Raw genomic sequence first — 17,656 nt, 5'->3', positions numbered from 1 at the left:
CACCGACCGTGGGGCTGGGCGGCATTGACGTGTGCGTTCACTCTTTCAGGCGTCCAGCGCGCTCTCGTTGGAGGTAGGCGGCCAGTCGCTGTTCACGCGGGCCCACCTGGCTTGGGGGGTGGACCCGCGGGGTTCGGGTTTAGCTGTGGTAGCGGATGTAGCCGTTGCCGTCCGGGTCGTTTGCGCTCTTGGTGTAGGAGTGGACGTCTGCGCGGTTGCCGGAGGGCTTGTACAGGTAGATCGTGTCGCGGTCGTTGTTCCACATGAAGTTGCAGTTGTCGCGGTAGACGACGTTTCTGCTGTCGGAGTCGGTGCCGTTGCCGCCGCGGAGCTTGATGTAGTCGCCGGGCTGGAGGTAGTGGCTGGCGGTGAAGGTGAAGCGGTTGCCGGTAGCGTCCTTGACGACGTAGCCCTTGAGGTTGATGGTCGCCGAGGACGAGTAGTTCTTGATCGTCAGGTATTCCTCGTCGGTGTTGCCGGTGGAGCAGCTGTTGGAGTCCCGGCCGGGCGCGTCGTACTGGACTCCGCGTACCTTCAACGCCGAGGAGTACTCGGCGGCCTGAGCAGGTGTGGCAGCGAGAACGGCCAGCGCGCCGGCGGTGACGGCCGCGGCAATAACAGAATACGTACGCATGATGAGGTCCCCCCTCAATGGTGCTGATGAGGGGCAGAAGCCTACAGACGTCATGAGCTGCCGGTTGCATCTTTAAGTCCGCATCTGGGACATCAATCGCTGAGTGTGATGACCGGGCCCGGGCCCGCCGTCGCTCTGAGCGTCAGCCGACGAAGTCGGCGACGAGGGTGGCGAATTCGTCGGGGGTGGCCAGGCGGATGCCGAGGGACTCGGCCTTGGCACGCTTGGATCCGGCGTTCTCGCCGGCGACGACCAGGGTGGTCTTCTTGGAGACGCTGGAGGAGGAGCGGCCGCCGGCGCGTTCGATGAGTTCGTTCATCTGGTTGCGGCTGAGTTTCTCCAGTGGTCCGGTCATCGCGCCGGTCACGACGACCGTCATCCCGGCCAGCGGCCCGCCGGCCGATTCCTCGCTCTGCGAGACGCCGTCTGAGTCGTCGGCGGCGGCCGCGCTCGGTGGGGTGGCGCCGGGTTCGGTCATGTTCACTCCGGCGGCGGCGAGTTTGTCGATGAGCGGGGCGAGGTCGGTGAGTTCGGCGACGATGGACGGGGCCTTCTCGGTGCCGATGCCCTCGACCTGTTGCATCGTTTCGGCGTCGGCGGCGCGTATGTGGTCCATGGTGGCGAAGTAGCGGGCGATGCGGCGGGACATGGACCGGCCGGTGCCGCGGACACCGAGCGCGCACAGCACCCGCGACAGCGGCTGCCCCTTGGCCGTACTGATTGCGGCGAGGAGGTTGTCGGTGCTGGTTGCGCCCATCCGTTCCAGGCTCAGGAGCTGGTCGCGGGTGAGGGTGAACAGGTCGGCGAGGTCGGCGACCAGGCCGGTTTCGACGAGTTGGACGACGCGGGTGTGGCCGAGGCCTTCGATGTCGAGCTGGTCGCGGCCGGCGGCGTAGGAGAGGGCGGCGACCAGGTGACAGTTGCGGCCGTTCTCGCAGCGCCAGCGCTGTTCGCTGGTGTCGATGCCGGCGCCGCAGCGCGGGCACATCTCGGGGAAGACGATGGGACGTTCGGTACCGGTGCGCAGGTGGGCGACGGGGGCTTCGATGCGGGGGATGACGTCGCCGGCCCGGTGGACCATGACGTGGTCGCCCAGGCGCAGGTCGCGGCGGGTGATGTCGGCCGGGTTGTGGAGGGTGGCGTAGGTGATGGTGGCGCCGTCGATCTCCACCGGCTCCAGCACGCCGCGGGGGGCGATGATGCCGGTGCGGCCGACGTTCCACTCCACCTCCAGCAGCCGGGTGATCTTCTCGACGGCGGGCAGCTTGTAGGCGATCGCCCAGCGCGGGGCCCGCGTCCCGGATCCGGCCGCATGCTGGTCGGCGGCCAGGTCGGCCTTGATGACTATCCCGTCGATCCCGAACGGCAAGGTCGCGCGCAGCGCGGCGATCTCCTGCACCCGGGCCAGGACCTGCTCCACCGTGTCGGCGGTGATGCCGGGCACGGCCGTGGTGGCGGTGGTGTTCACCCCGTACGCGGCGGCCCGGGCCATCAGGTCGCTGTGCGCGAGTTCGCCCAGGCGTCGGGCGAGTTCCGGCTCGGTGTCGGGCTGGGCCAGCAGGCCGTAGCCGAAGAACGTCATCGGCACCGTGTAGGCACGCTCCTTGGCCCGCAGGCTGCCCGCCGCGGCGCCGCGCGGGTTCGCGAACGGCTGCCCGCCGTGCGCGGTGCGCACCTCGTTCGCGTGCTCGAACTGGGCGGTGGTCATCAGGACTTCGCCGCGCATCTCCACCGTGACTGGCTCGGCCAGCTTGTGGGGCAGGCCTTCGATGGTGCCGATGGCGTGCGAGACGTCCTCCCCGGCCGTCCCGTCCCCGCGCGTGATCAGCCGGTCCAGGCGTCCGCGGGTGTAGCGGGCGGCGATCGCGAGACCATCCAGCTTCGGCTCGACACTGAACCGGGTGACTTCGTGGCCGATGCGCCGGGCCAGCGACGCGGTCCATGCGGTGAACTCCTCCGAGGAGAACACGTTGTCCAGGCTCAGCATCGCCACCGTGTGCGGGACATCGCCTTCCACGGCGCCGCCGGCGACCTTCCCGGTGGGGGAGTCGGGCAGCACTTGCTCGGGGTGCTCGGCCTCCCATGCCGCGATGCCGCGCACCAGCCGGTCGTAGGTGTCGTCGTCCAGAGGGGAGGTGCCGCCCGCGTAGTAGGCGGCCGCGGCCTTCACCGCCTCCTCGACCGCCTGCGCGTAGGCGGCGGCATCCACGATCACTGCAGCTGGTGTGGTCATGCCCGACATCTTGCCTGCCACCACTGACATTGATACTCGTAGGCGGTTCCGGCGGTCGTGGCTCTGCCACTGACTGACGCCCGGCCGAGACCGCGGCCGAGCCTCTCGGCAGTGGCCGCCGCCGACAGCCCCAGCCGCTGGCCGGCTGTGCCGGACCGTTCACGTTCGACTATCTGCGGTCCCGCCGGGCTGACCGAAAGCCGCCGACTGCGCTCCCAGGTCAGTGAGACAGGTGTGTGGCCGAAATGGCCATCTTGCACCGGGCTGGACGCATACCAACGCGGGGTTGCCGGGCAGAGACAGCACCGAAGCGACAGCCGCGAGGGGGGCCGGATGTCCGTGGACTGGGCAACGACCGTGACCACCGTCGGAAGCGTGGCAGTTGCGCTGGTCGGCGTCCTGGCCGGCTCGCTGCTCACCAACCGGGCCGAGCGCGTGCACTGGTCCCGGGACAAGCAGATCGAAGCGTGTGCCGCAATCGTGGCCGAGTCCACCCGTATCAGCCCAGCCGTCGTCGCGGCCGCGGCGAGCATGGATGAGGTCTTCTGGGGCCATAGTGACCAGTTCATCCAGCAGACCGCCACCAGCGAGGCAGCTTGAGGGGGCCAGGGACCGCATGGAAGCCGCCCGGCTGCACTTCATCAACGCGGCCCGCCTGCAGGTCGAGCCCCGGCACACCCGGCTCACGCAGGTACCTGTCAGTCGCCCGCCACTGCCCCACCCGACGGTCTCCGGCGCCGACCAGCAGCCTGACGGGCGCCCAGCGCTGGACCCGTCCGACGCCTGACCCCGACATCCTCCTCGGACTCTTCCTGCCACGGCGGCTCGTTTCCGGGCGGCTCTCCGCTTGTAGTGCGGCCTGTGGCATCGATGCGAGGGCTGGGAGTGTGAGCTGAGGGTCTCGCAGTGCAGGCACCAACTAGGTACCATCAGGGGTATGCCATCCCTGAACGTGTCTTTCACCGACGAGGAACTCGAGGGCGTGCGCGCGGCCGCCGCGGCCGAGGGTAAGAGCCTTAAGCAGTACCTGCATGATCTCGGCGTCCGTGAGATGCAGCGCCAGCGGTTCGTCACCGGCGCCACCACATGGGCCGACAGGCTGCGCGGCGAGTTCGACGACGCCTTCCCCGACGAGGTGCCGCCCTCCGAACGTGACGGGGCCGCAGCCGCCTGATGCCGCCCATCCTCTACATCGACGTCCCCTGGCTCCTGGACGTCCAGGAGGCCGCCCTCGGACACGAGGACATGACGGTCTCCGACTACTCCGCGCTCGTAGCGGCCGTCGCACGGCACAAGACCAAACTGCCGACCCTCCAAACCGCCGACCCGGACGCCGCATGGCGTGCGGCCGCGCTGATGCACACGCTCGTGCGCCTTGAACCGCTCCCACACCGCAACAGCCTTTTTGCGGCATTCGTCACCGCGCAGTACATGGACCAGTCCGGCGAGGGCATCGACCCTCCCTACGGAGCTCTGTCCGATCTCGTACGCAAGATCCGCGACACCCGACTCAGTGTCCACGCCGTCGCCGACCAGCTGCGCTCCTGGAGACTCTGACCAGCCGACTACGCCGGTAGCTGCCGCACCATGTGGTCGTCGGTCACCTCGTACACGTCGATGCGCAGCAGCCTGCGGACATCTCCCGGACGCGTTCGACGACCTTGACGGACGAGGACGGCACGACCAGTGCGTACCGTATGCGCGATTCCTGGCTCGTGATGCGGCGCAGCAGCTGTCCATAGGCGCTGTCGGCGCCGATGCCTTTCTCGCTGGTACGGCCCTTGGCATCGCAGATCAGCCGCTCGTTGCCGCGCACGGCTTCGAGGTCGGTCCAACCGTCCGTGGGATCGACCGGTGTCCAGCCCTGGGTCAGCAGCCACGTGCGGAAGGCATCGGTGACATCGTCAGGTTCAGGTACTTCTTCGCCCCGCCGACCATCTGTCCGGAGTCGGCGTTGCCGGCCCAGGCCACCGTGCTCTTCGGGTGCAGCAGAGGGAGCTGGAGCGGTCCTCCGTCGCCTCGATGGCGTCCTCCCGTGCAGGCCGCCAGCATCGGCGCGTACGTGAGTTCCGTACGCGCATCGGCACCGGCCGCGCCCTCGAGCTCGTTCCAATCGACCCGGAAGTGCTGTGACCTGCGCCACATGGTGCGCGAGAGGTTGATCGTAGCGTCCGATTAACGACGGTTACTTGAAGTTGGAACCTTATTGCGGTGAGTGAGTCAAGGGTGCTGATCGGGGCTGGTGCCGCGCACCCTCCAGGAGGCGCCGCTGGGGCCCGTGGGGCAGCAGCCGGTGGCATGGATTCGAACATGAGTAACCGGCTGGTCGCTTTCCGTAAAAATTCCTCCAGGGCGGGTTCAACGTTTCGGGCCTTGAGTCGATTAGCTGGTGATCGAGAGCAACGATGCTCTCCAGCGCCCCAGTTGGGGTGGGCCGGGCGCTGCCCTTCGTAGATGAGAAGGACCCGCACACGTGACTCACGATGTCGCAAACAGCGTGCTGGCTTCGGTCATTGCGTTGCGCGTGTTTGCCCCCGACGTGGTGGCACTGGTCCGCCGGATGCTTGGCGCCGGGGTGCGCGTGGGAGCCGCCGCTTTGATGGAGCGCCGCACCGGCACGCCGCCAGCCCCGGCCGCACCGGCTGGATTCGTGCAGGGCGAGGACGGTGGCCGGCAGTGAGCGACCACCCCAGTGGACAGCCCCGTCCCAGCACGACCAGGCATGAGCTGACCGTGCCGCTGCCGCAATTGCCGAAGGCGTTCTGGGCCTTCCACGACCAGTACTACAAGCCCTACCGGCGCTACGCCCACGTGCACCTGGGCGACGAGCACGCCGCCGGTGAACTGGTCCACCAGGTCTTCATGCACCTCGCCCTGAACTGGGCACACCTGATGGAAGAGGCCAACCCCGCCGCGTCCGCGTGGGCCTTACTCAAAGAGAGCGTCGCCCAGGAACTCGACCTCCAGGGCCGCCAGCACGCGATGACCGAGACGGCCGTTCTCCAACACGTGACCCGCTCAGTGCTGGAGTCCAGCCGCCAGGAATTCGCGGTCATCGAAAGCGCGCTCGGCCTGTACCCCGCGATAGCCCGCCTGCCCGAGCGCCAGTTCGACGTCATGGTGCTCCGGTACGTCCTTGGCTTCTCCACCGACACCACCGCCCGCATCATGGGAGTCACCGACGCCACGGTGCGCTCCCACTGCCACCTGGCCCGCCGGAAGATCGCCAGAGACCTGGACATCCCCCTCGGTGCGGACTGCGACGATGAGGAGTGAATCAGCGATGACACCGCGCAGCCTCGACGAACTCCTGACCGAGGCCGAAATCCTGCAGGACACCTACGACGACGAAGACACCGCCGCATCCCGCCGGCGCATCGAATACGGCGTGGCCGACACCTGGTGGCGCAGCGCCCTGCTACTGGAGTCCTCCGCACAGCAGGTCAAGCCCTGGCTCCAGGACGGAACACCCCGAGTGCCCGCACCGCTGTGCGCAGCCCAGCACGAGCAGGCCGGCCGCGATCTGCGGGACCTGTCCACCCTGGTGATCCGCGACTCCCGGGCCGCTGACCACATCGCCCTGCTGGCCCGGTCCTGCCGGGTCGAGCCCGCCAGCGCACTGATCTTCGCCTGCCTGCTGCACCTGGCCGACCGCGAAGGAGCCCAGTTCTGGTGGCAGTTCTCCGCCGGCGCCGGAAGCAGCACCGCGGCCCTGTGCCTGTACCTGATGCACCTGCAGCGCGGCGAACTCCGCGACGCCGAACACTGGGCAACCCAGGCAGCCTGCCTGGCCCGCCTGGAAAACCATCACACCAGCAGCAGCGACGACTGGACCAGCCTCGTAAGCCGGCCACCCCGCCAGGGCAACGCCCACTGGTACACCCCCCGCACCATGATCGCCCGCACCATGGCGATCCTGCACTCCGGCATCGCCGCCGACACCAGCGTCGTCGACAACCCCCTCAACACCGCAGAACCACTGTGCCGCTCACTCGCCGTCGCGGTACAGCGCCTGGAAACCAAATCCGACGCCGACTACGGCACCATCCCCCGCGCCAGCTTCGAACTGGCCGCCCGACTGGAGGACTGCGCAGCATCCTCCCCCTGACCTGCCTGAGTGGTTCGGCCGGCACCTAAGCTGACGCGGCGCTCGGTGAATCTGCGGGCCCGCGCCAGCAGGCCTCCAGCACTCGTCTGCATACGGACGGTGACGAAGTGCCGGATGCGGGAGTCCCTCCAAACCGTCGTCCGCTCCCATCCGTTGAGTCGACTCTGTGCGTCACCGCATGTGAGGCAGCACGGTCGAGGCCGTATCGGTGACCGCGCCGGGGGGATGCCTCAGGCTGAGGCGGCGCCGGTGGCGTCAACCGGGGGAGGCAGGGTGCGGAGGCATTCGCGAAGGTCGGCAACGCTGTCGGCTGGACGGTCAGCGAGCAGGGTGTCGAGGCGCTTCAGCCGGGCGCGTGCGGTGGAGCGCAGGCGGCTGGGCGAAATGCGGCCGAGCACATCCAAGCCCCGTTGGGCGGCGTCGGATGGCTGGGTGGAGGCCTCTGCCTGGGCGAGGACGAGGGTGGCGGCGGCCCATCCCGGAGTGCCGGTCGTGCACGCGGCCGCGGAGTTTTCGGCGCGGGAGCGGGCCTGCTCGGTGCGGCCGAGTGCGAGGTGTGCCTCGGCCTGGTGCAGGGCCAACTCGGCGGCGTCGAACCCGAAGCGGCCCGGTGCTTCGCCGAGCGGGTCGGCTTCGAGTTCGGTCAGTGCTTCCTCGAGCGCGTCGGTCGCCTCCCGGTCGCGGCCCTGCTGGGCGAGCGTGGGCAGCAGGGCCCAGGCGTGCAATTGGGCGCGGACAAGGCCGCCCGGTGCTGCGGCGGCGCCGCGTTCGGCGTAGGTGAGCGCGGCCTGGAGGTTGCCGGTGCTGCGCGCCACCATGCTCTGCGCCCCGTGCACCCAGGCGGTGAGCTGGGTGTCGCCGCATCGGTTCGCGTATGCCGCGGCAGTGCCCAGATGGGTGCGTGCACCGGACGGGTCACCGAGGTGGAAGGCGAGGTTTCCCAGGAGGGCACACAGGCGGCCGATTTGGCGCTGCAGTTCGGTGCTGGGGCCGTCGGGAGTGAGGATCCCGGCGAGCAACGTGCGGGTGTCGCGGACCTCTTTGAACAGCACCGGCACAGGGTGCTTGGGGTAATTCAGGGCGTAGTGCTCGACCGCGGCCTCGGCGAGGTCGTCCACCAGCGCACCGCCTGCGGGTTCGGCCAGGAGCGCCAATTGGAGGGATTCTCGGACTGACGGGAGCCCAGCGTCGGTGGTCATCAGCTCCGCCCCTTCCTGCCGGCCGGACGGGGTGACGCCGGCGTCGTGGCGACCGTACCCGATCATGTCCGCGGTCCACGCGGACAACTGCCGTACCCGCCTCATCTGGTGAAGACCCAACTGTTCGGGCTGGGCGCGGTAGACACGGCACAACATCACCGCGTAGTCCGCGCTCGGCCACTCCTCAGGGTCGTGTTCCCAGCGGCACAGCATCGACTCCGATAAGGCCGTCCGCATCAGCCCGTCGGCCACGTAGAGCTCCCCGATCTGGGTGACGGTGTCCGCCCTGGACCAGCCCAACGCGAGGCGCCACGCCTCCAGTTCGGTCACCTCCGGCAAGGCCGCGCGAATCGCTGCGGTGATGTGCTCGGTTGTGTAGCCGGAGCGCTGGCAGCGCATCCGGATCTGGGCGGCCTCGCGCACGATGGCGGCGCGGCGCGAGCGGGTGATTGCGGCGGTCATGGCACCCCCGTCAAACCGGTCCTGAACCGTTCACGGTAGCCGAGCCGCACCCACCTCGGCAGAGCGATTTCACGCATTGCGGCGAGCCGCAATCCGAGCCCTGAAAGGCGCAATGACCTTGCGTAAGGACTGAGGTGACGCTATTGGAGGCGGCCGCGTTTCAGGGCTGCATCATCTCGGCACGACGCCGAGACTTCCGATTCCTCAGAATGGGGCAGGCTTATGGAAGCTGTGCTCGTTACCGGCGGCGCAGGATTCATCGGCTCACACTTCGTCAAACGCCTGCTGCGAGCAGACGACATCGCCAAGGTGACCGTGCTTGACGCCCTCACCTACGCCGGAAACGTCGAGAACCTGGGCGAGGCGTTCTTCGACCCCCGGCTCACGTTCGTCGCCGGCAACATCCTCGACACCGCGCTCGTCGACACCCTCATCTCCGAGCACACCCTTGTCGTGCACTTCGCCGCCGAGTCCCACGTCGACCGGTCGCTGCTGGCCGGAGGGCCGTTCGTGCAGACGAACGTGCTCGGCACGCAGGTCCTGGCGGATGCCGCTTCCCGCCATGGGATCCAGAAGTTCGTCCACGTATCAACGGACGAGGTGTACGGTCCGCTCGCGGAGGGCTCCGCAACGGAGGAGGACCTGCTGCGGCCAACCGTGCCCTACGCGGCGTCCAAGGCGGCCAGCGACCTCGTCGCCCTCAGCTCCTTCCGCACCCACGGGCTGCCTGTGTGCGTGACGCGATCGTCGAACAACTACGGCCCGGCCCAGTACCCGGAGAAACTCATCCCGCGGTTCGTCACCCGCCTCATCAGGGGCGAGAAGGTCACCCTGCACGGCCGTGGCCAGCACGTACGGAACTGGCTCCACGTGGATGACAACTGCCAGGGCATCGAACTCGTCATGCGGGCCGGCGTCCCGGGGGAGGTCTACAACATCGGGGGCGGGAGGGACCTGACCAATCACCAGCTGACCGGCCTTCTGCTGGGTATGTGCGGCGCCGACTGGGACTCGGTGACCTACATCCCCGACCGGCAGGCCAACGACATCCGCTACTCCATGGTCTGGGCGAAGATCGCCGACAGGCTGGGCTACCGGCCCACGCACGAGTTGGAGGAAGAACTCGCCCGGACCGCGGACTGGTACCGGCGCCACCCGGAGCGGTGGGCGCCACTGGTCCGCATCCCGCAGCCCTCTGCAGCATCCCCGGCTTCGCCGGCCGTTGCGGTCGGAGGGTGACGCCATGCCCACCACACGCACACGCCCTTGGCGGATCCTCGTCACCGGGGTCGGGGGAGCGCCCGGCTTCGACCTGGCGCGCAGCTTGATGCGCCACCGCTGCCAGGTCATCGCCGCCGACTGCGACCCGTACGCCATCGGCCTGCGCCTGCCCGAGGTGACACCGCGCATCACCGTTCCCATCCTTGACCCCGGCTACCAGAGCGGCATGCTCCGGCTCTGCGCCGAACTCCGCCCCGACGCCCTGGTCTCCACCGTCGAGCAGGAGCTGCCCCAGCTCCTCACCCTGTGCCGGCCTCTTGCCGAAGTTGGAGTCACCACCTGGCTGCCCGACCCGCCCGCCGTCGAGGCCTGCACAGACAAGGCCCGGTTCGCCGCAGTCCTCACCGAGCACGGCATCCCGACGCCGCACACCGTCCTGCCGGACGAGATCGATCGGGCCCCCGCCGGCCCGCTCGTCATCAAACCCCGGCACGGCCAGGGCGCCAAGGACGTGCACTTCTGCCAGACCCTGGAGCAGGCGCGCGTCCTGTGCGAGCTGGTGCCCAGCCCCGTGGTGCAACAGCGGGTGAAGGGTGCGGAGTTCACCGCCGACTGCCTCGTCGACCGCTCCGGCCGCGCGTCTGTGGTGCTGCGTCACCGGCTCCTGGTCAAGGGCGGTCTCGCCATGGTGAGCGCCACCTTCTACGACCAGGAGGTAGAGCAGCACGTCCGGGCGGCCCTCGCCGCCACCGGCCTCGTCGGCGCCTGCTGCGTCCAGGGCTTCATCTGCGAGGACAGCCCGCAGCGCGTGGTGCTGACCGAAGCCAATGCGCGAGTCGGCGGCGGGTTCCCCGCCGCCGAAGCGGCCGGGGCCGACCTCATCGGCCAGTTCCTGTGCGGCCTGTTCCGCCAGCCCGTCGACCACCACCGGCTCCAGTACAAGCCGGACGTGTGTCTGACCAAGTACTACGAGACGCTCGCCATCAGCGAGAGGACATGGCAATGACCACCACCAACCTCGGCTTCAACCACAACGCTCGCCCCTTCCTCTACGGGCCGGAAGAGGCCGCGCTGTGCGAGGCCCTGCGCAGCGGCTACTACAACCACTCCGCTGTCACGGAACGGTTCGAGGACGAGGTCGCCCGCTTCCTCGGCGTGCCGGACGCAGTCGCCGTCGCCTCCGGGACCGCCGCACTCCACGTGGCTTTACTGGCCGCCGGCATCGGCCCCGGCGACGAGGTGATCCTGCCCTCGTTCACCTTCTGCGCGACCGCCCAGGCCATCCTCGCCACCGGAGCAACGCCCCGCTTCGCCGAAATCGACCAGCGCACCCTGTGCACGGGCAGCACCCAAGTGCTGGACGCCCTCACGCCGCACACTCGCGCGGTCCTGCCCGTGCTCTACGCCGGCCGCGCCGTCGACCTGTCCGATGCACGCCCCGTCCTCACCGCTCGGGGCATCACTGTCATCGAGGACGCAGCGCACGCCTTCGGCTCCTTCAACGGCCACCGGCGCGTCGGCACCACCGGCGACGTGACCTGCTTCTCCTTCGGGCCGATCAAGAACCTCACGTGCGGGCAGGGCGGCATGATCATTCCCCGCACCCCGAAGGAGGCCGACGCCTGCCGCAGGCTGCGCAGCCTCGGCATTGCCGAATCCGCCACCTCCCGCGCGGACTTGACCACCTACACCGTCGGCGGCTTCGGGCTCCGCGTGCAGATGCCCTCACTCAACGCCGCCATCGGCCTCGCCCAACTCGCCCACTTCGCCCAGGCCGAAGCCAAGCGCAAGGAGCTCTGGCGCGCCTACGCCGCCGCTCTGCACGACATCGACGGCGTGGTCCTGACAGACGTCGACGTCGACCACACCGTCCCTCACCTCTGCGCGGTGCGTGTCCTGCGAGGGCGGGACCGGCTGTTTCGTGCTCTGCGCGAGCGCGGCATCGGCGTCGGCACGCACTATCCGCCCAACCACCTGCAACCCGCCTTCGAGCAATGGCACCGGCCCTTGCCAGTGACCGAGCAGATCGGCCGGGAAATCATGACCCTGCCGTTCCACCAGCACATGACCGAGGCCGACACCGACCGCGTCACGAGCGAAGTGCGGCACACTCTCAGCGCGGAGGCAGCCCGGTGACTGCGGCCAGCCCCAGGCGCCTGCTGACTGTGTGCCTGGGCAACCACTGCCGATCCCCGCTGGCCGCCGCCGTCCTCGCCCGGCAAGGCGGTGCCGCGGTCCAGGCGCTCTCGGCCGGCATCCGCGAGAAGCATGTCGGCCGCCCGGCGCACCCCTTGATGATCACGGCCGCCGCGGCCTGCGGCTACGACCTCACCCCCCACCTCGGCGTACAGGTCAGCCGGGAGTTGCTGGACTGGGCCGACACCGTGCTGGCCATGGACCGCAACAACCTTGCCGCACTCCAAGACCTGGCCGACGAGCGCACCGTGCCCAAGCTGCGCCTGTACCTCGGTGATCAGGACGTTCCCGACCCGTGGGGAGGGGACGACGCCGCGTTCGCCACCGTCGTGAAACTGATCGAAGACGGCGCGGCCCGGCACCTGACCTAAGACCGCGCCGGTCAGCCGGATGCGGCGGACAGGATGACGTCCACCAGCCTGTCGGCCGCGTCCGGCTTCCCGTGCGCGCGGGCCTGCTCGGCCAACGTGGCGCGGCGGGCGGGGTCCGTCAGCAGCGGGCCCACCGTGTCGCGCAGCGACTCAGCCGTGACGTCTCCGAGTAGCGCCACAGCCGCCCCGGCATCTTGCAGGTAGCGGGCGTTGTGCGCCTGCTCGTTGCCCGCCGATGTGGCCAGAGGGATGTACACCGCCGCCTTCCCTAGCGCGGTCAGTTCGGCGAGCGTGCCCGCACCACTGCGCGAGATCACCACGTCCGCCAGCGCCAGGACGTCCGGCAGCTCCGGCCCGACGAACCCGGTGAGGTGGTACCGGCGCGCCAACTCGGCCGGGAGCGCCGCGGTATGCCCACGCAAGGCATCAGCGTTGGCGGTGCCGCACTGATGGATGACGTTGGCGTGGCCCAGCAGCCACGGCAGGCTGTCACGTACAACATCGTTGATCTGCCGGGAACCCTGGGCGCCGCCGGTGACGTAGACAGTGGGCAGCCGACGGTCGAAGCCCCGCAGTCTCAGCGCCTCGACAGCCTTGTCCGCGTGCCCCGTCAGCACTTCCGGCCGCACTGGGTTCCCCGTGACGACGGCGATACTCCGGGCTCCCTCAGGCAGCAGAGGGAGGGTGGACTCGGAGGAGACGGCGATGCGGGTCGCCGAATTGGCCAACTTCCGGTTGGCCAGGCCCAGACGCACCGTCTGCTCGTGCAGGACCAGCGGCCGACGGCAGATGCGTGCCGCCAGGCCGGCCGGGACGGCGACATAGCCGCCGGTAGCGAGCACGACGTCGGGCTGGAAGCCGGCGATCGCCTTCCGGGCCTGCGCGACGCCGAGCGGCACGCGCGCCATGTCCTTCACGTTGGCCGGGGACACCAGCTTCAGCGGGTTGCTGGAGCGGCGGATCTTGCCGGTGGCAACCGCGGCGAAGGGGATGCCCTCGGCCGGAGCGACGCGGGCCTCCAGTCCCTCTGCGGTGCCGATCCACAACACCTCCAGCGCCTGACCGGACTCGGCCAGCCGATCCTGGAGAGTACGGATCGCTGTCAGGGCCGGGTAGGTGTGACCACCCGTCCCGCCGCCTGTCACAGCCAAGCGGAAGCCACGAGTCGAACTGCCGTGACGACCATCGGAATGAGCGCTGTTCACCAAGAGGGTTCCCATCTAGGCCGCGTTGGGGCTCGCTACGTACCGTAGCGGATCCCCACGGTGGAGCCTGCCACCGTGCGCCAGTACCGGACGGTCAATCCGGGTGTGGCGGGTCGACGGCGAACTCGTAGGCCACTTCCCAGGTGCGGTCCGGGATGACGATGTCAGCGGTCTCCACCGCGCGGCCGTCGCCGTCGTAGTACGTCCGCTCGATCGCCAGGACCAGGTCGCCGACGTTGATGCCGAGCAGGTCGGCCTGTTCCTGGGTGGCGCGGGCCGGCCGCGGGATTTCCAACCAGGTTTCGATGTGGACGCCGATGGAGCGCATCCGCTCGACGACGCCCTTGCCTGCAAGTGGACCCATCTCGGGCAGCAGGATGGGGGTCTCGCCGGTGATGGCCATGGGCTCCCAACTGACGGAGAGCTGGGCGGGTTTGCTGTCGGCGAGGAACTCATAAGCGGTGCGCACGGTCGAGTCGCCGGGAGCGATGCCGAGGCGCCGGGCGATGTTCTCCGGGGCGGGTGTGCGGGCCTCGGAGGACGCCTCCCAGGTGCCGCTGCGGCCGATCTCGTACATGTCGGCGCGGAAGGGGCTGCCGCCGCGGCGTTCGCGGTGCCGGGAACGGATCATCCGGCGCCGCTCGCGTGGCTGGGCTACGTAGGTTCCTGATCCCGCGCGGCCTTCGAGGAGCCCTTCGACGATGAGGCGTTCCTGTGCTTTCTGCAGCACGTTGGTGCCCACGCCGTAGTGCTGGGCGAGCTGTGCCCGGGAGGGCAATTTCGCGCCGGCCTCCCACTCGCCGTCCGCGAGGCGACGGCGCAGGTCGTTGGCGACCACCTGGTGCGGCGGCTCGTCGTGGCCCATGCGCGGACTCCGTACTGGTCGGCGGCTTCTCGAAGTGCCGGGTAGCGGCGCTCAATTGACAAGTTAATGCATCAGGTTCAAGCTAATGCATCAGATATACGTTACGTGATCATGCGTGTACGGGGGAGATTCGTGAGCTCGCCGACGACCAAGGCCACCGCGATCGCCTCCATGCTCACCACCGCGCTTGGCGCGCCCCTTGACCAAGACGATCCCGAAGCCGTCCGCATCGAGGAGACCGACGCCGCCCTGCGCATCTCGGCACCGGTGCCGCCCACGCTCAGCGAAGCGGTCCGCCTCGGCCTGCTCGACTTCCTGCTCGGCACAGCCGACCGCTTCGGGCACAACGTCCCGCACGACGGGCCCTCCGTCATCTGGGCCGAGATCGAAAAGGCCGACCCCGGGGGAGAGTCACTGTGATTCCGCCCCACGCGCGAGCGTCCGCTCCGCGCCCGTCGGCTGCACCGCGCCGCATGATCGCCTCGAAGGCTCTGGAGCTGAGGCATGACCCACCCGATCCCCATCACTGCCGGACCACCAGTACCGACCGATGGCGCCACTCAGGCCGGCGCCGACATCGCGCTCTACACGACCACCGTCAACTCCCGGATCGCCGTCCACACCCTCGTGACTCTGGCGGACTTCGCCACCCGCCAGGGATGGACCGTCGTGCACGAGGCGTACGACCTGGCACCGCTGCACGTCTCGGCCCGCCTGCGCACCGGCTGGAATTCCGGCCTTCAGGCCGAGTGTCTCGGCTGGGGCACATGGCTGGGAGTACCCCGCCTCGATGTCACCGAGCCTCCCGGCAGCCACTCGATGGTGCCACCCCGGTACGAGGGCGACCTGTGCCCTCCACGCGCCGTGACGCAACTGATCGCAGCGGGCCTGACCCAGCAGGCCGAGACCTCCCAATCCGGCGAGACCGGAGGGCGGCCATGACGGTCACCGTGGAATACGAGAGCACCGAGCACCAGTCTCTGCCCCTGGACACGGCCCTGGTTGGCGCGGCGATCGAGCGCATCCTCAACACTCGTGAGCCGCGCCCTGAGCGGGAGGAAGCCGACCTCCTCGCCCTGCTGCTGCGCGGCCACCTCGCCATGCTCGTTCCCGAGGCGCAGGCGATCGTGGACGCCTTGCCGAACAAGGAAGAGCGCTCCTCCTTCCTGGCCCAGCGCAGCGTCGACCGGGCGAAACGCTTACTCGCAGAGGCACCGACATACACCGCGCGGGACACGGTAGCCGTAGTCCCCCTCGCGGACTGCTGCCGCGAACTTCGCCTGCACCACGCAGCAGGCTCCCCGACACCGAGCTCATCGTGACCAGACGGCCCGCGGAGAGGGACGAACAGACCATGAACATGGGCCAGTTGGCCGGGCCGCACTGGCTGGTGGAGGCACTGCAGAACCCCGCCGACCGGAACTCTGTATGGCGTCAGTGGGAGCGTCTCGGCAGGCCGGCGCTCATCCCGACCGGCGTCCGGTTCGACGGCATCGTGCTGCCCGCGGTCATGGGCCGCGCGGTACTCGACCGGCTCCGCACCCTCGACGGTCCCACCGGCCCGGTGCTCTACGGCGTCCCGCGATACACCTTCCTCGTACCCTCAGGGACCGCAGCGGCCTGGGAGGAAAGGGGCACCACCCGGACGCTGGGCACCGGCAGTTGGATCGTCGCCCCGAAGCCCGGCGAGCCCCAGGACGGGACGGTCTCGGTGCACAGCCCTTCCTGGCCCATCCCGCCGGACGGAAGCGGCCATCTCCACCACCCCGACGTCCTGCGCGCGGCCATGAGAGCCACCCTCGCCGCCCACCAACGGCCCAGCGCGTTCGGGCAGCAGGACACAGAGGAAGGCGGCCGCTCGTGAAGTGCGCCCCGGCGACAGCCCGTACGGACGCGGATCATCGAGGCCGCCATCACTACCGCGCTCTGTTGCGCTCGCGTCATCGCGTTCGGCGTAGCGCTGATCCACACGCTCCGCGCCCCGTGACACCGCACGGACCTGGCCGCCGTCGACGGTACGGCCACGCCCGCCCCCACATCGAGAGACGGAGCTTTGGTGTACGAGATGCGTCCGGCCGCCGAGGACGACCGCACGGCGGTGACTGACCTCCTGCAAGCGCGCGATGACTGGATACGCCAACGCGGCCTGCCGCCGTCGGACGCCGTCGCCGTCCGCGCCCTTATCGGAGACAGCGGCGACGACATGACGCTGATGGTGCTCGCCGAGGACGACGAGATCGTGGGCAGCGTCGTCCTGTACGCCACCACCCCCTCGTGGGGGTGGACCGCGAGCGAACGAGCCGAGCCCTCGCTCGGCCTGGCCACCATGTACACCCACCCCGCCCACCACGGCGGCGGGCTGGGGCGCCTTATGACCCTCTGGGCGCTCGACTACGCCGCCCGGCGCACCGACCTCCAGCTGCAATGGGTGCGCGGCTCCGTCCACGGCGAACGGCTCATGCACCACTTCCGTGACGAACTCGGCTGGGACGACGTACGCCACACCCGGGACAGAAGCCTCCAGCGCACGTTCCAGATGCAGCAGCGCCCCCGTGAACTGCCTGGACTCCGCGCACTGATCACCAGTGACGACCCGCCCCTGGCGACCGACGTGTGTACCACGGAGCTGGCCCCGGACACGTCCCGCTGGGCAGGGCAGGAGCCGACGTGATCGCCACGCCTCCCACGGAAGACTCAACCCCATACCACCGGCTCTTACAGATCAAGACCGGGCGGACGCCGTACCTCTGCGAGAACATCGCGCGCCTGCCGGGCCGCCCGTTGCTCCTGCAGCGGGCCATCGTGGAGACGCCGAACGACGCACTCCTGTGGCTCGTACGCCGCGCGTGCTTCATTGCTGACCTCCTCGAAGACGACGAGGCGCGCGGCATGCTGGTCGACCACGTCTGCGACGGCGCCTTCCAGGCCCAGGCCCTGGCCGCAGTCGCGTCCAGCGAACGGCTCGTGCTCGAAGTCGCAGATCCCGACGCGGTCATCGAGTTGACCGTTCAGCCAGCCGACCGCCTTGACGATCGGCAAACGGGCAGCGGCGCCACCGCAGTTGATCCCGTGCGACGGAGCCGATCCGCCTCCTGAACCTCCGCCCGGTGGCTGTGGTGCCCCTACACCCAACGCCACCGGGCGGAGCTCGTACGGCGCGCG

Annotated in this window: 24 protein-coding genes; 17 read left to right on the top strand and 7 right to left on the bottom strand. The window is 69.3% G+C overall.

What is annotated here, in order from left to right; translation table 11 throughout:
* Positions 1 to 139 precede the first annotated feature (139 nt).
* On the bottom strand, positions 140 to 634 hold the full coding sequence (locus FE633_RS13035) for a lamin tail domain-containing protein (RefSeq protein ID WP_138045280.1): 495 nt from the start codon (positions 632 to 634) through the stop codon (positions 140 to 142).
* A 142-nt stretch (positions 635 to 776) separates the two neighbouring features.
* Positions 777 to 2,867, bottom strand: a complete 2,091-nt coding sequence (gene ligA, locus FE633_RS13030; protein WP_138045279.1) for an NAD-dependent DNA ligase LigA — start codon at positions 2,865 to 2,867, stop codon at positions 777 to 779.
* A 375-nt stretch (positions 2,868 to 3,242) separates the two neighbouring features.
* Between ligA and FE633_RS47160 the strand changes: the two genes are divergently transcribed.
* The 4 genes from FE633_RS47160 (at position 3,243) to FE633_RS13015 (ending at position 4,424) form a co-directional block, all read left to right on the top strand.
* The gene (locus FE633_RS47160) at positions 3,243 to 3,467 is read left to right on the top strand and encodes a hypothetical protein (RefSeq protein WP_171059923.1); all 225 of its coding nucleotides are present in this window, start codon (positions 3,243 to 3,245) and stop codon (positions 3,465 to 3,467) included.
* A gap of 16 nt (positions 3,468 to 3,483) precedes the next feature.
* Positions 3,484 to 3,654 carry a hypothetical protein gene (locus FE633_RS47155; RefSeq protein WP_171059922.1) on the top strand — a complete coding sequence of 57 codons (171 nt, stop codon included), beginning with the start codon at positions 3,484 to 3,486 and terminating at the stop codon, positions 3,652 to 3,654.
* Positions 3,655 to 3,804: 150 nt separating this feature from the next.
* Positions 3,805 to 4,041 carry a hypothetical protein gene (locus tag FE633_RS13020; RefSeq protein WP_171059921.1) on the top strand — a complete coding sequence of 79 codons (237 nt, stop codon included), beginning with the start codon at positions 3,805 to 3,807 and terminating at the stop codon, positions 4,039 to 4,041.
* Positions 4,041 to 4,424 (top strand): toxin Doc, encoded by a 384-nt coding sequence (locus FE633_RS13015; RefSeq protein ID WP_138045278.1) that lies wholly within the window; start codon positions 4,041 to 4,043, stop codon positions 4,422 to 4,424. Before FE633_RS13020 ends, FE633_RS13015 begins: the two co-directional genes overlap by 1 nt.
* A 43-nt stretch (positions 4,425 to 4,467) precedes the next feature.
* Here the strand turns inward: FE633_RS13015 and FE633_RS13010 are convergent, their stop codons facing one another.
* Together FE633_RS13010 and FE633_RS47150 are read right to left on the bottom strand one after the other, a co-directional pair.
* A complete protein-coding gene (locus tag FE633_RS13010; protein ID WP_246113592.1) occupies positions 4,468 to 4,683 on the bottom strand; it encodes a hypothetical protein in 216 nt (71 codons plus the stop codon).
* A gap of 53 nt (positions 4,684 to 4,736) precedes the next feature.
* Positions 4,737 to 5,012 carry a hypothetical protein gene (locus FE633_RS47150; RefSeq protein WP_171059918.1) on the bottom strand — a complete coding sequence of 92 codons (276 nt, stop codon included), beginning with the start codon at positions 5,010 to 5,012 and terminating at the stop codon, positions 4,737 to 4,739.
* A gap of 328 nt (positions 5,013 to 5,340) precedes the next feature.
* Between FE633_RS47150 and FE633_RS13005 the strand changes: the two genes are divergently transcribed.
* The 3 genes from FE633_RS13005 to FE633_RS12995 are packed head-to-tail and all read left to right on the top strand — an operon-like array spanning position 5,341 to position 6,975.
* On the top strand, positions 5,341 to 5,547 hold the full coding sequence (locus FE633_RS13005) for a hypothetical protein (protein ID WP_138045277.1): 207 nt from the start codon (positions 5,341 to 5,343) through the stop codon (positions 5,545 to 5,547).
* Positions 5,544 to 6,143 carry a sigma-70 family RNA polymerase sigma factor gene (locus FE633_RS13000; protein ID WP_246113591.1) on the top strand — a complete coding sequence of 200 codons (600 nt, stop codon included), beginning with the start codon at positions 5,544 to 5,546 and terminating at the stop codon, positions 6,141 to 6,143. Before FE633_RS13005 ends, FE633_RS13000 begins: the two co-directional genes overlap by 4 nt.
* Before the next feature lie 7 nt (positions 6,144 to 6,150).
* Entirely contained in the window at positions 6,151 to 6,975 is an 825-nt protein-coding gene (locus tag FE633_RS12995) for a hypothetical protein (protein ID WP_138045276.1), read from the top strand.
* Between the two features lie 230 nt (positions 6,976 to 7,205).
* Here FE633_RS12995 and FE633_RS12990 read toward each other — a convergent pair whose 3' ends face one another.
* The gene (locus FE633_RS12990) at positions 7,206 to 8,636 is read right to left on the bottom strand and encodes an NsdA family TPR-like regulatory protein (RefSeq protein WP_138045275.1); all 1,431 of its coding nucleotides are present in this window, start codon (positions 8,634 to 8,636) and stop codon (positions 7,206 to 7,208) included.
* Between the two features lie 222 nt (positions 8,637 to 8,858).
* On the opposite strand from FE633_RS12990, the gene FE633_RS12985 reads away from it, so the two are divergent.
* Genes FE633_RS12985 through FE633_RS12970 form a run of 4 tightly spaced genes read left to right on the top strand, consistent with a single transcriptional unit; the run spans position 8,859 to position 12,424 of the window.
* Positions 8,859 to 9,875 (top strand): dTDP-glucose 4,6-dehydratase, encoded by a 1,017-nt coding sequence (locus FE633_RS12985; protein WP_138045274.1) that lies wholly within the window; start codon positions 8,859 to 8,861, stop codon positions 9,873 to 9,875.
* Between the two features lie 4 nt (positions 9,876 to 9,879).
* On the top strand, positions 9,880 to 10,863 hold the full coding sequence (locus tag FE633_RS12980) for an ATP-grasp domain-containing protein (RefSeq protein WP_138045273.1): 984 nt from the start codon (positions 9,880 to 9,882) through the stop codon (positions 10,861 to 10,863).
* Positions 10,860 to 11,993 (top strand): DegT/DnrJ/EryC1/StrS family aminotransferase, encoded by a 1,134-nt coding sequence (locus tag FE633_RS12975; RefSeq protein ID WP_138045272.1) that lies wholly within the window; start codon positions 10,860 to 10,862, stop codon positions 11,991 to 11,993. The genes FE633_RS12980 and FE633_RS12975 overlap by 4 nt, the downstream gene beginning before the upstream one ends.
* Positions 11,990 to 12,424 carry a low molecular weight protein-tyrosine-phosphatase gene (locus FE633_RS12970; RefSeq protein ID WP_138045271.1) on the top strand — a complete coding sequence of 145 codons (435 nt, stop codon included), beginning with the start codon at positions 11,990 to 11,992 and terminating at the stop codon, positions 12,422 to 12,424. Before FE633_RS12975 ends, FE633_RS12970 begins: the two co-directional genes overlap by 4 nt.
* 11 nt (positions 12,425 to 12,435) lie before the next feature.
* Here the strand turns inward: FE633_RS12970 and FE633_RS12965 are convergent, their stop codons facing one another.
* Together FE633_RS12965 and FE633_RS12960 are read right to left on the bottom strand one after the other, a co-directional pair.
* On the bottom strand, positions 12,436 to 13,644 hold the full coding sequence (locus FE633_RS12965; protein ID WP_138045270.1) for a UDP-N-acetylglucosamine--N-acetylmuramyl-(pentapeptide) pyrophosphoryl-undecaprenol N-acetylglucosamine transferase: 1,209 nt from the start codon (positions 13,642 to 13,644) through the stop codon (positions 12,436 to 12,438).
* Between the two features lie 79 nt (positions 13,645 to 13,723).
* A complete protein-coding gene (locus FE633_RS12960; RefSeq protein ID WP_138045269.1) occupies positions 13,724 to 14,494 on the bottom strand; it encodes a GntR family transcriptional regulator in 771 nt (256 codons plus the stop codon).
* Between the two features lie 132 nt (positions 14,495 to 14,626).
* On the opposite strand from FE633_RS12960, the gene FE633_RS12955 reads away from it, so the two are divergent.
* The 6 genes from FE633_RS12955 (at position 14,627) to FE633_RS12930 (ending at position 17,590) form a co-directional block, all read left to right on the top strand.
* Entirely contained in the window at positions 14,627 to 14,914 is a 288-nt protein-coding gene (locus FE633_RS12955) for a hypothetical protein (protein WP_138045268.1), read from the top strand.
* Between the two features lie 84 nt (positions 14,915 to 14,998).
* Positions 14,999 to 15,436 carry a hypothetical protein gene (locus tag FE633_RS12950; protein ID WP_138045267.1) on the top strand — a complete coding sequence of 146 codons (438 nt, stop codon included), beginning with the start codon at positions 14,999 to 15,001 and terminating at the stop codon, positions 15,434 to 15,436.
* Positions 15,433 to 15,816 (top strand): DUF6415 family natural product biosynthesis protein, encoded by a 384-nt coding sequence (locus FE633_RS12945; RefSeq protein ID WP_138045266.1) that lies wholly within the window; start codon positions 15,433 to 15,435, stop codon positions 15,814 to 15,816. The genes FE633_RS12950 and FE633_RS12945 overlap by 4 nt, the downstream gene beginning before the upstream one ends.
* Positions 15,813 to 16,358 carry a hypothetical protein gene (locus FE633_RS12940; RefSeq protein WP_138045265.1) on the top strand — a complete coding sequence of 182 codons (546 nt, stop codon included), beginning with the start codon at positions 15,813 to 15,815 and terminating at the stop codon, positions 16,356 to 16,358. Before FE633_RS12945 ends, FE633_RS12940 begins: the two co-directional genes overlap by 4 nt.
* A 201-nt stretch (positions 16,359 to 16,559) precedes the next feature.
* Positions 16,560 to 17,165, top strand: a complete 606-nt coding sequence (locus FE633_RS12935; RefSeq protein ID WP_342791169.1) for a GNAT family N-acetyltransferase — start codon at positions 16,560 to 16,562, stop codon at positions 17,163 to 17,165.
* On the top strand, positions 17,162 to 17,590 hold the full coding sequence (locus tag FE633_RS12930) for a hypothetical protein (RefSeq protein WP_138045263.1): 429 nt from the start codon (positions 17,162 to 17,164) through the stop codon (positions 17,588 to 17,590). Before FE633_RS12935 ends, FE633_RS12930 begins: the two co-directional genes overlap by 4 nt.
* Positions 17,591 to 17,656: the final 66 nt, after the last annotated feature.

The organism is Streptomyces montanus, assembly GCF_005786655.1.
GTDB lineage: Bacteria > Actinomycetota > Actinomycetes > Streptomycetales > Streptomycetaceae > Streptomyces > Streptomyces sporangiiformans.
This window is presented reverse-complemented; position numbering and strand designations above follow the sequence as displayed.

Excerpts from the sequence above, each read along its gene's own strand:
- FE633_RS12945 (WP_138045266.1), top strand. The coding sequence starts at position 15,433 with ATGACGGTCACCGTGGAATACGAGAGCACCGAGCACCAGTCTCTGCCC.
- FE633_RS47155 (WP_171059922.1), top strand. The coding sequence starts at position 3,484 with ATGGAAGCCGCCCGGCTGCACTTCATCAACGCGGCCCGCCTGCAGGTC.
- ligA (WP_138045279.1), bottom strand. The coding sequence starts at position 2,867 with ATGACCACACCAGCTGCAGTGATCGTGGATGCCGCCGCCTACGCGCAG.
- FE633_RS12965 (WP_138045270.1), bottom strand. The coding sequence starts at position 13,644 with ATGGGAACCCTCTTGGTGAACAGCGCTCATTCCGATGGTCGTCACGGC.
- FE633_RS13020 (WP_171059921.1), top strand. The coding sequence starts at position 3,805 with ATGCCATCCCTGAACGTGTCTTTCACCGACGAGGAACTCGAGGGCGTG.
- FE633_RS13015 (WP_138045278.1), top strand. The coding sequence starts at position 4,041 with ATGCCGCCCATCCTCTACATCGACGTCCCCTGGCTCCTGGACGTCCAG.
- FE633_RS12995 (WP_138045276.1), top strand. The coding sequence starts at position 6,151 with ATGACACCGCGCAGCCTCGACGAACTCCTGACCGAGGCCGAAATCCTG.
- FE633_RS12990 (WP_138045275.1), bottom strand. The coding sequence starts at position 8,636 with ATGACCGCCGCAATCACCCGCTCGCGCCGCGCCGCCATCGTGCGCGAG.
- FE633_RS12975 (WP_138045272.1), top strand. The coding sequence starts at position 10,860 with ATGACCACCACCAACCTCGGCTTCAACCACAACGCTCGCCCCTTCCTC.
- FE633_RS12950 (WP_138045267.1), top strand. The coding sequence starts at position 14,999 with ATGACCCACCCGATCCCCATCACTGCCGGACCACCAGTACCGACCGAT.
- FE633_RS47150 (WP_171059918.1), bottom strand. The coding sequence starts at position 5,012 with ATGTGGCGCAGGTCACAGCACTTCCGGGTCGATTGGAACGAGCTCGAG.
- FE633_RS12980 (WP_138045273.1), top strand. The coding sequence starts at position 9,880 with ATGCCCACCACACGCACACGCCCTTGGCGGATCCTCGTCACCGGGGTC.
- FE633_RS12985 (WP_138045274.1), top strand. The coding sequence starts at position 8,859 with ATGGAAGCTGTGCTCGTTACCGGCGGCGCAGGATTCATCGGCTCACAC.
- FE633_RS12960 (WP_138045269.1), bottom strand. The coding sequence starts at position 14,494 with ATGGGCCACGACGAGCCGCCGCACCAGGTGGTCGCCAACGACCTGCGC.
- FE633_RS13035 (WP_138045280.1), bottom strand. The coding sequence starts at position 634 with ATGCGTACGTATTCTGTTATTGCCGCGGCCGTCACCGCCGGCGCGCTG.
- FE633_RS12935 (WP_342791169.1), top strand. The coding sequence starts at position 16,560 with ATGCGTCCGGCCGCCGAGGACGACCGCACGGCGGTGACTGACCTCCTG.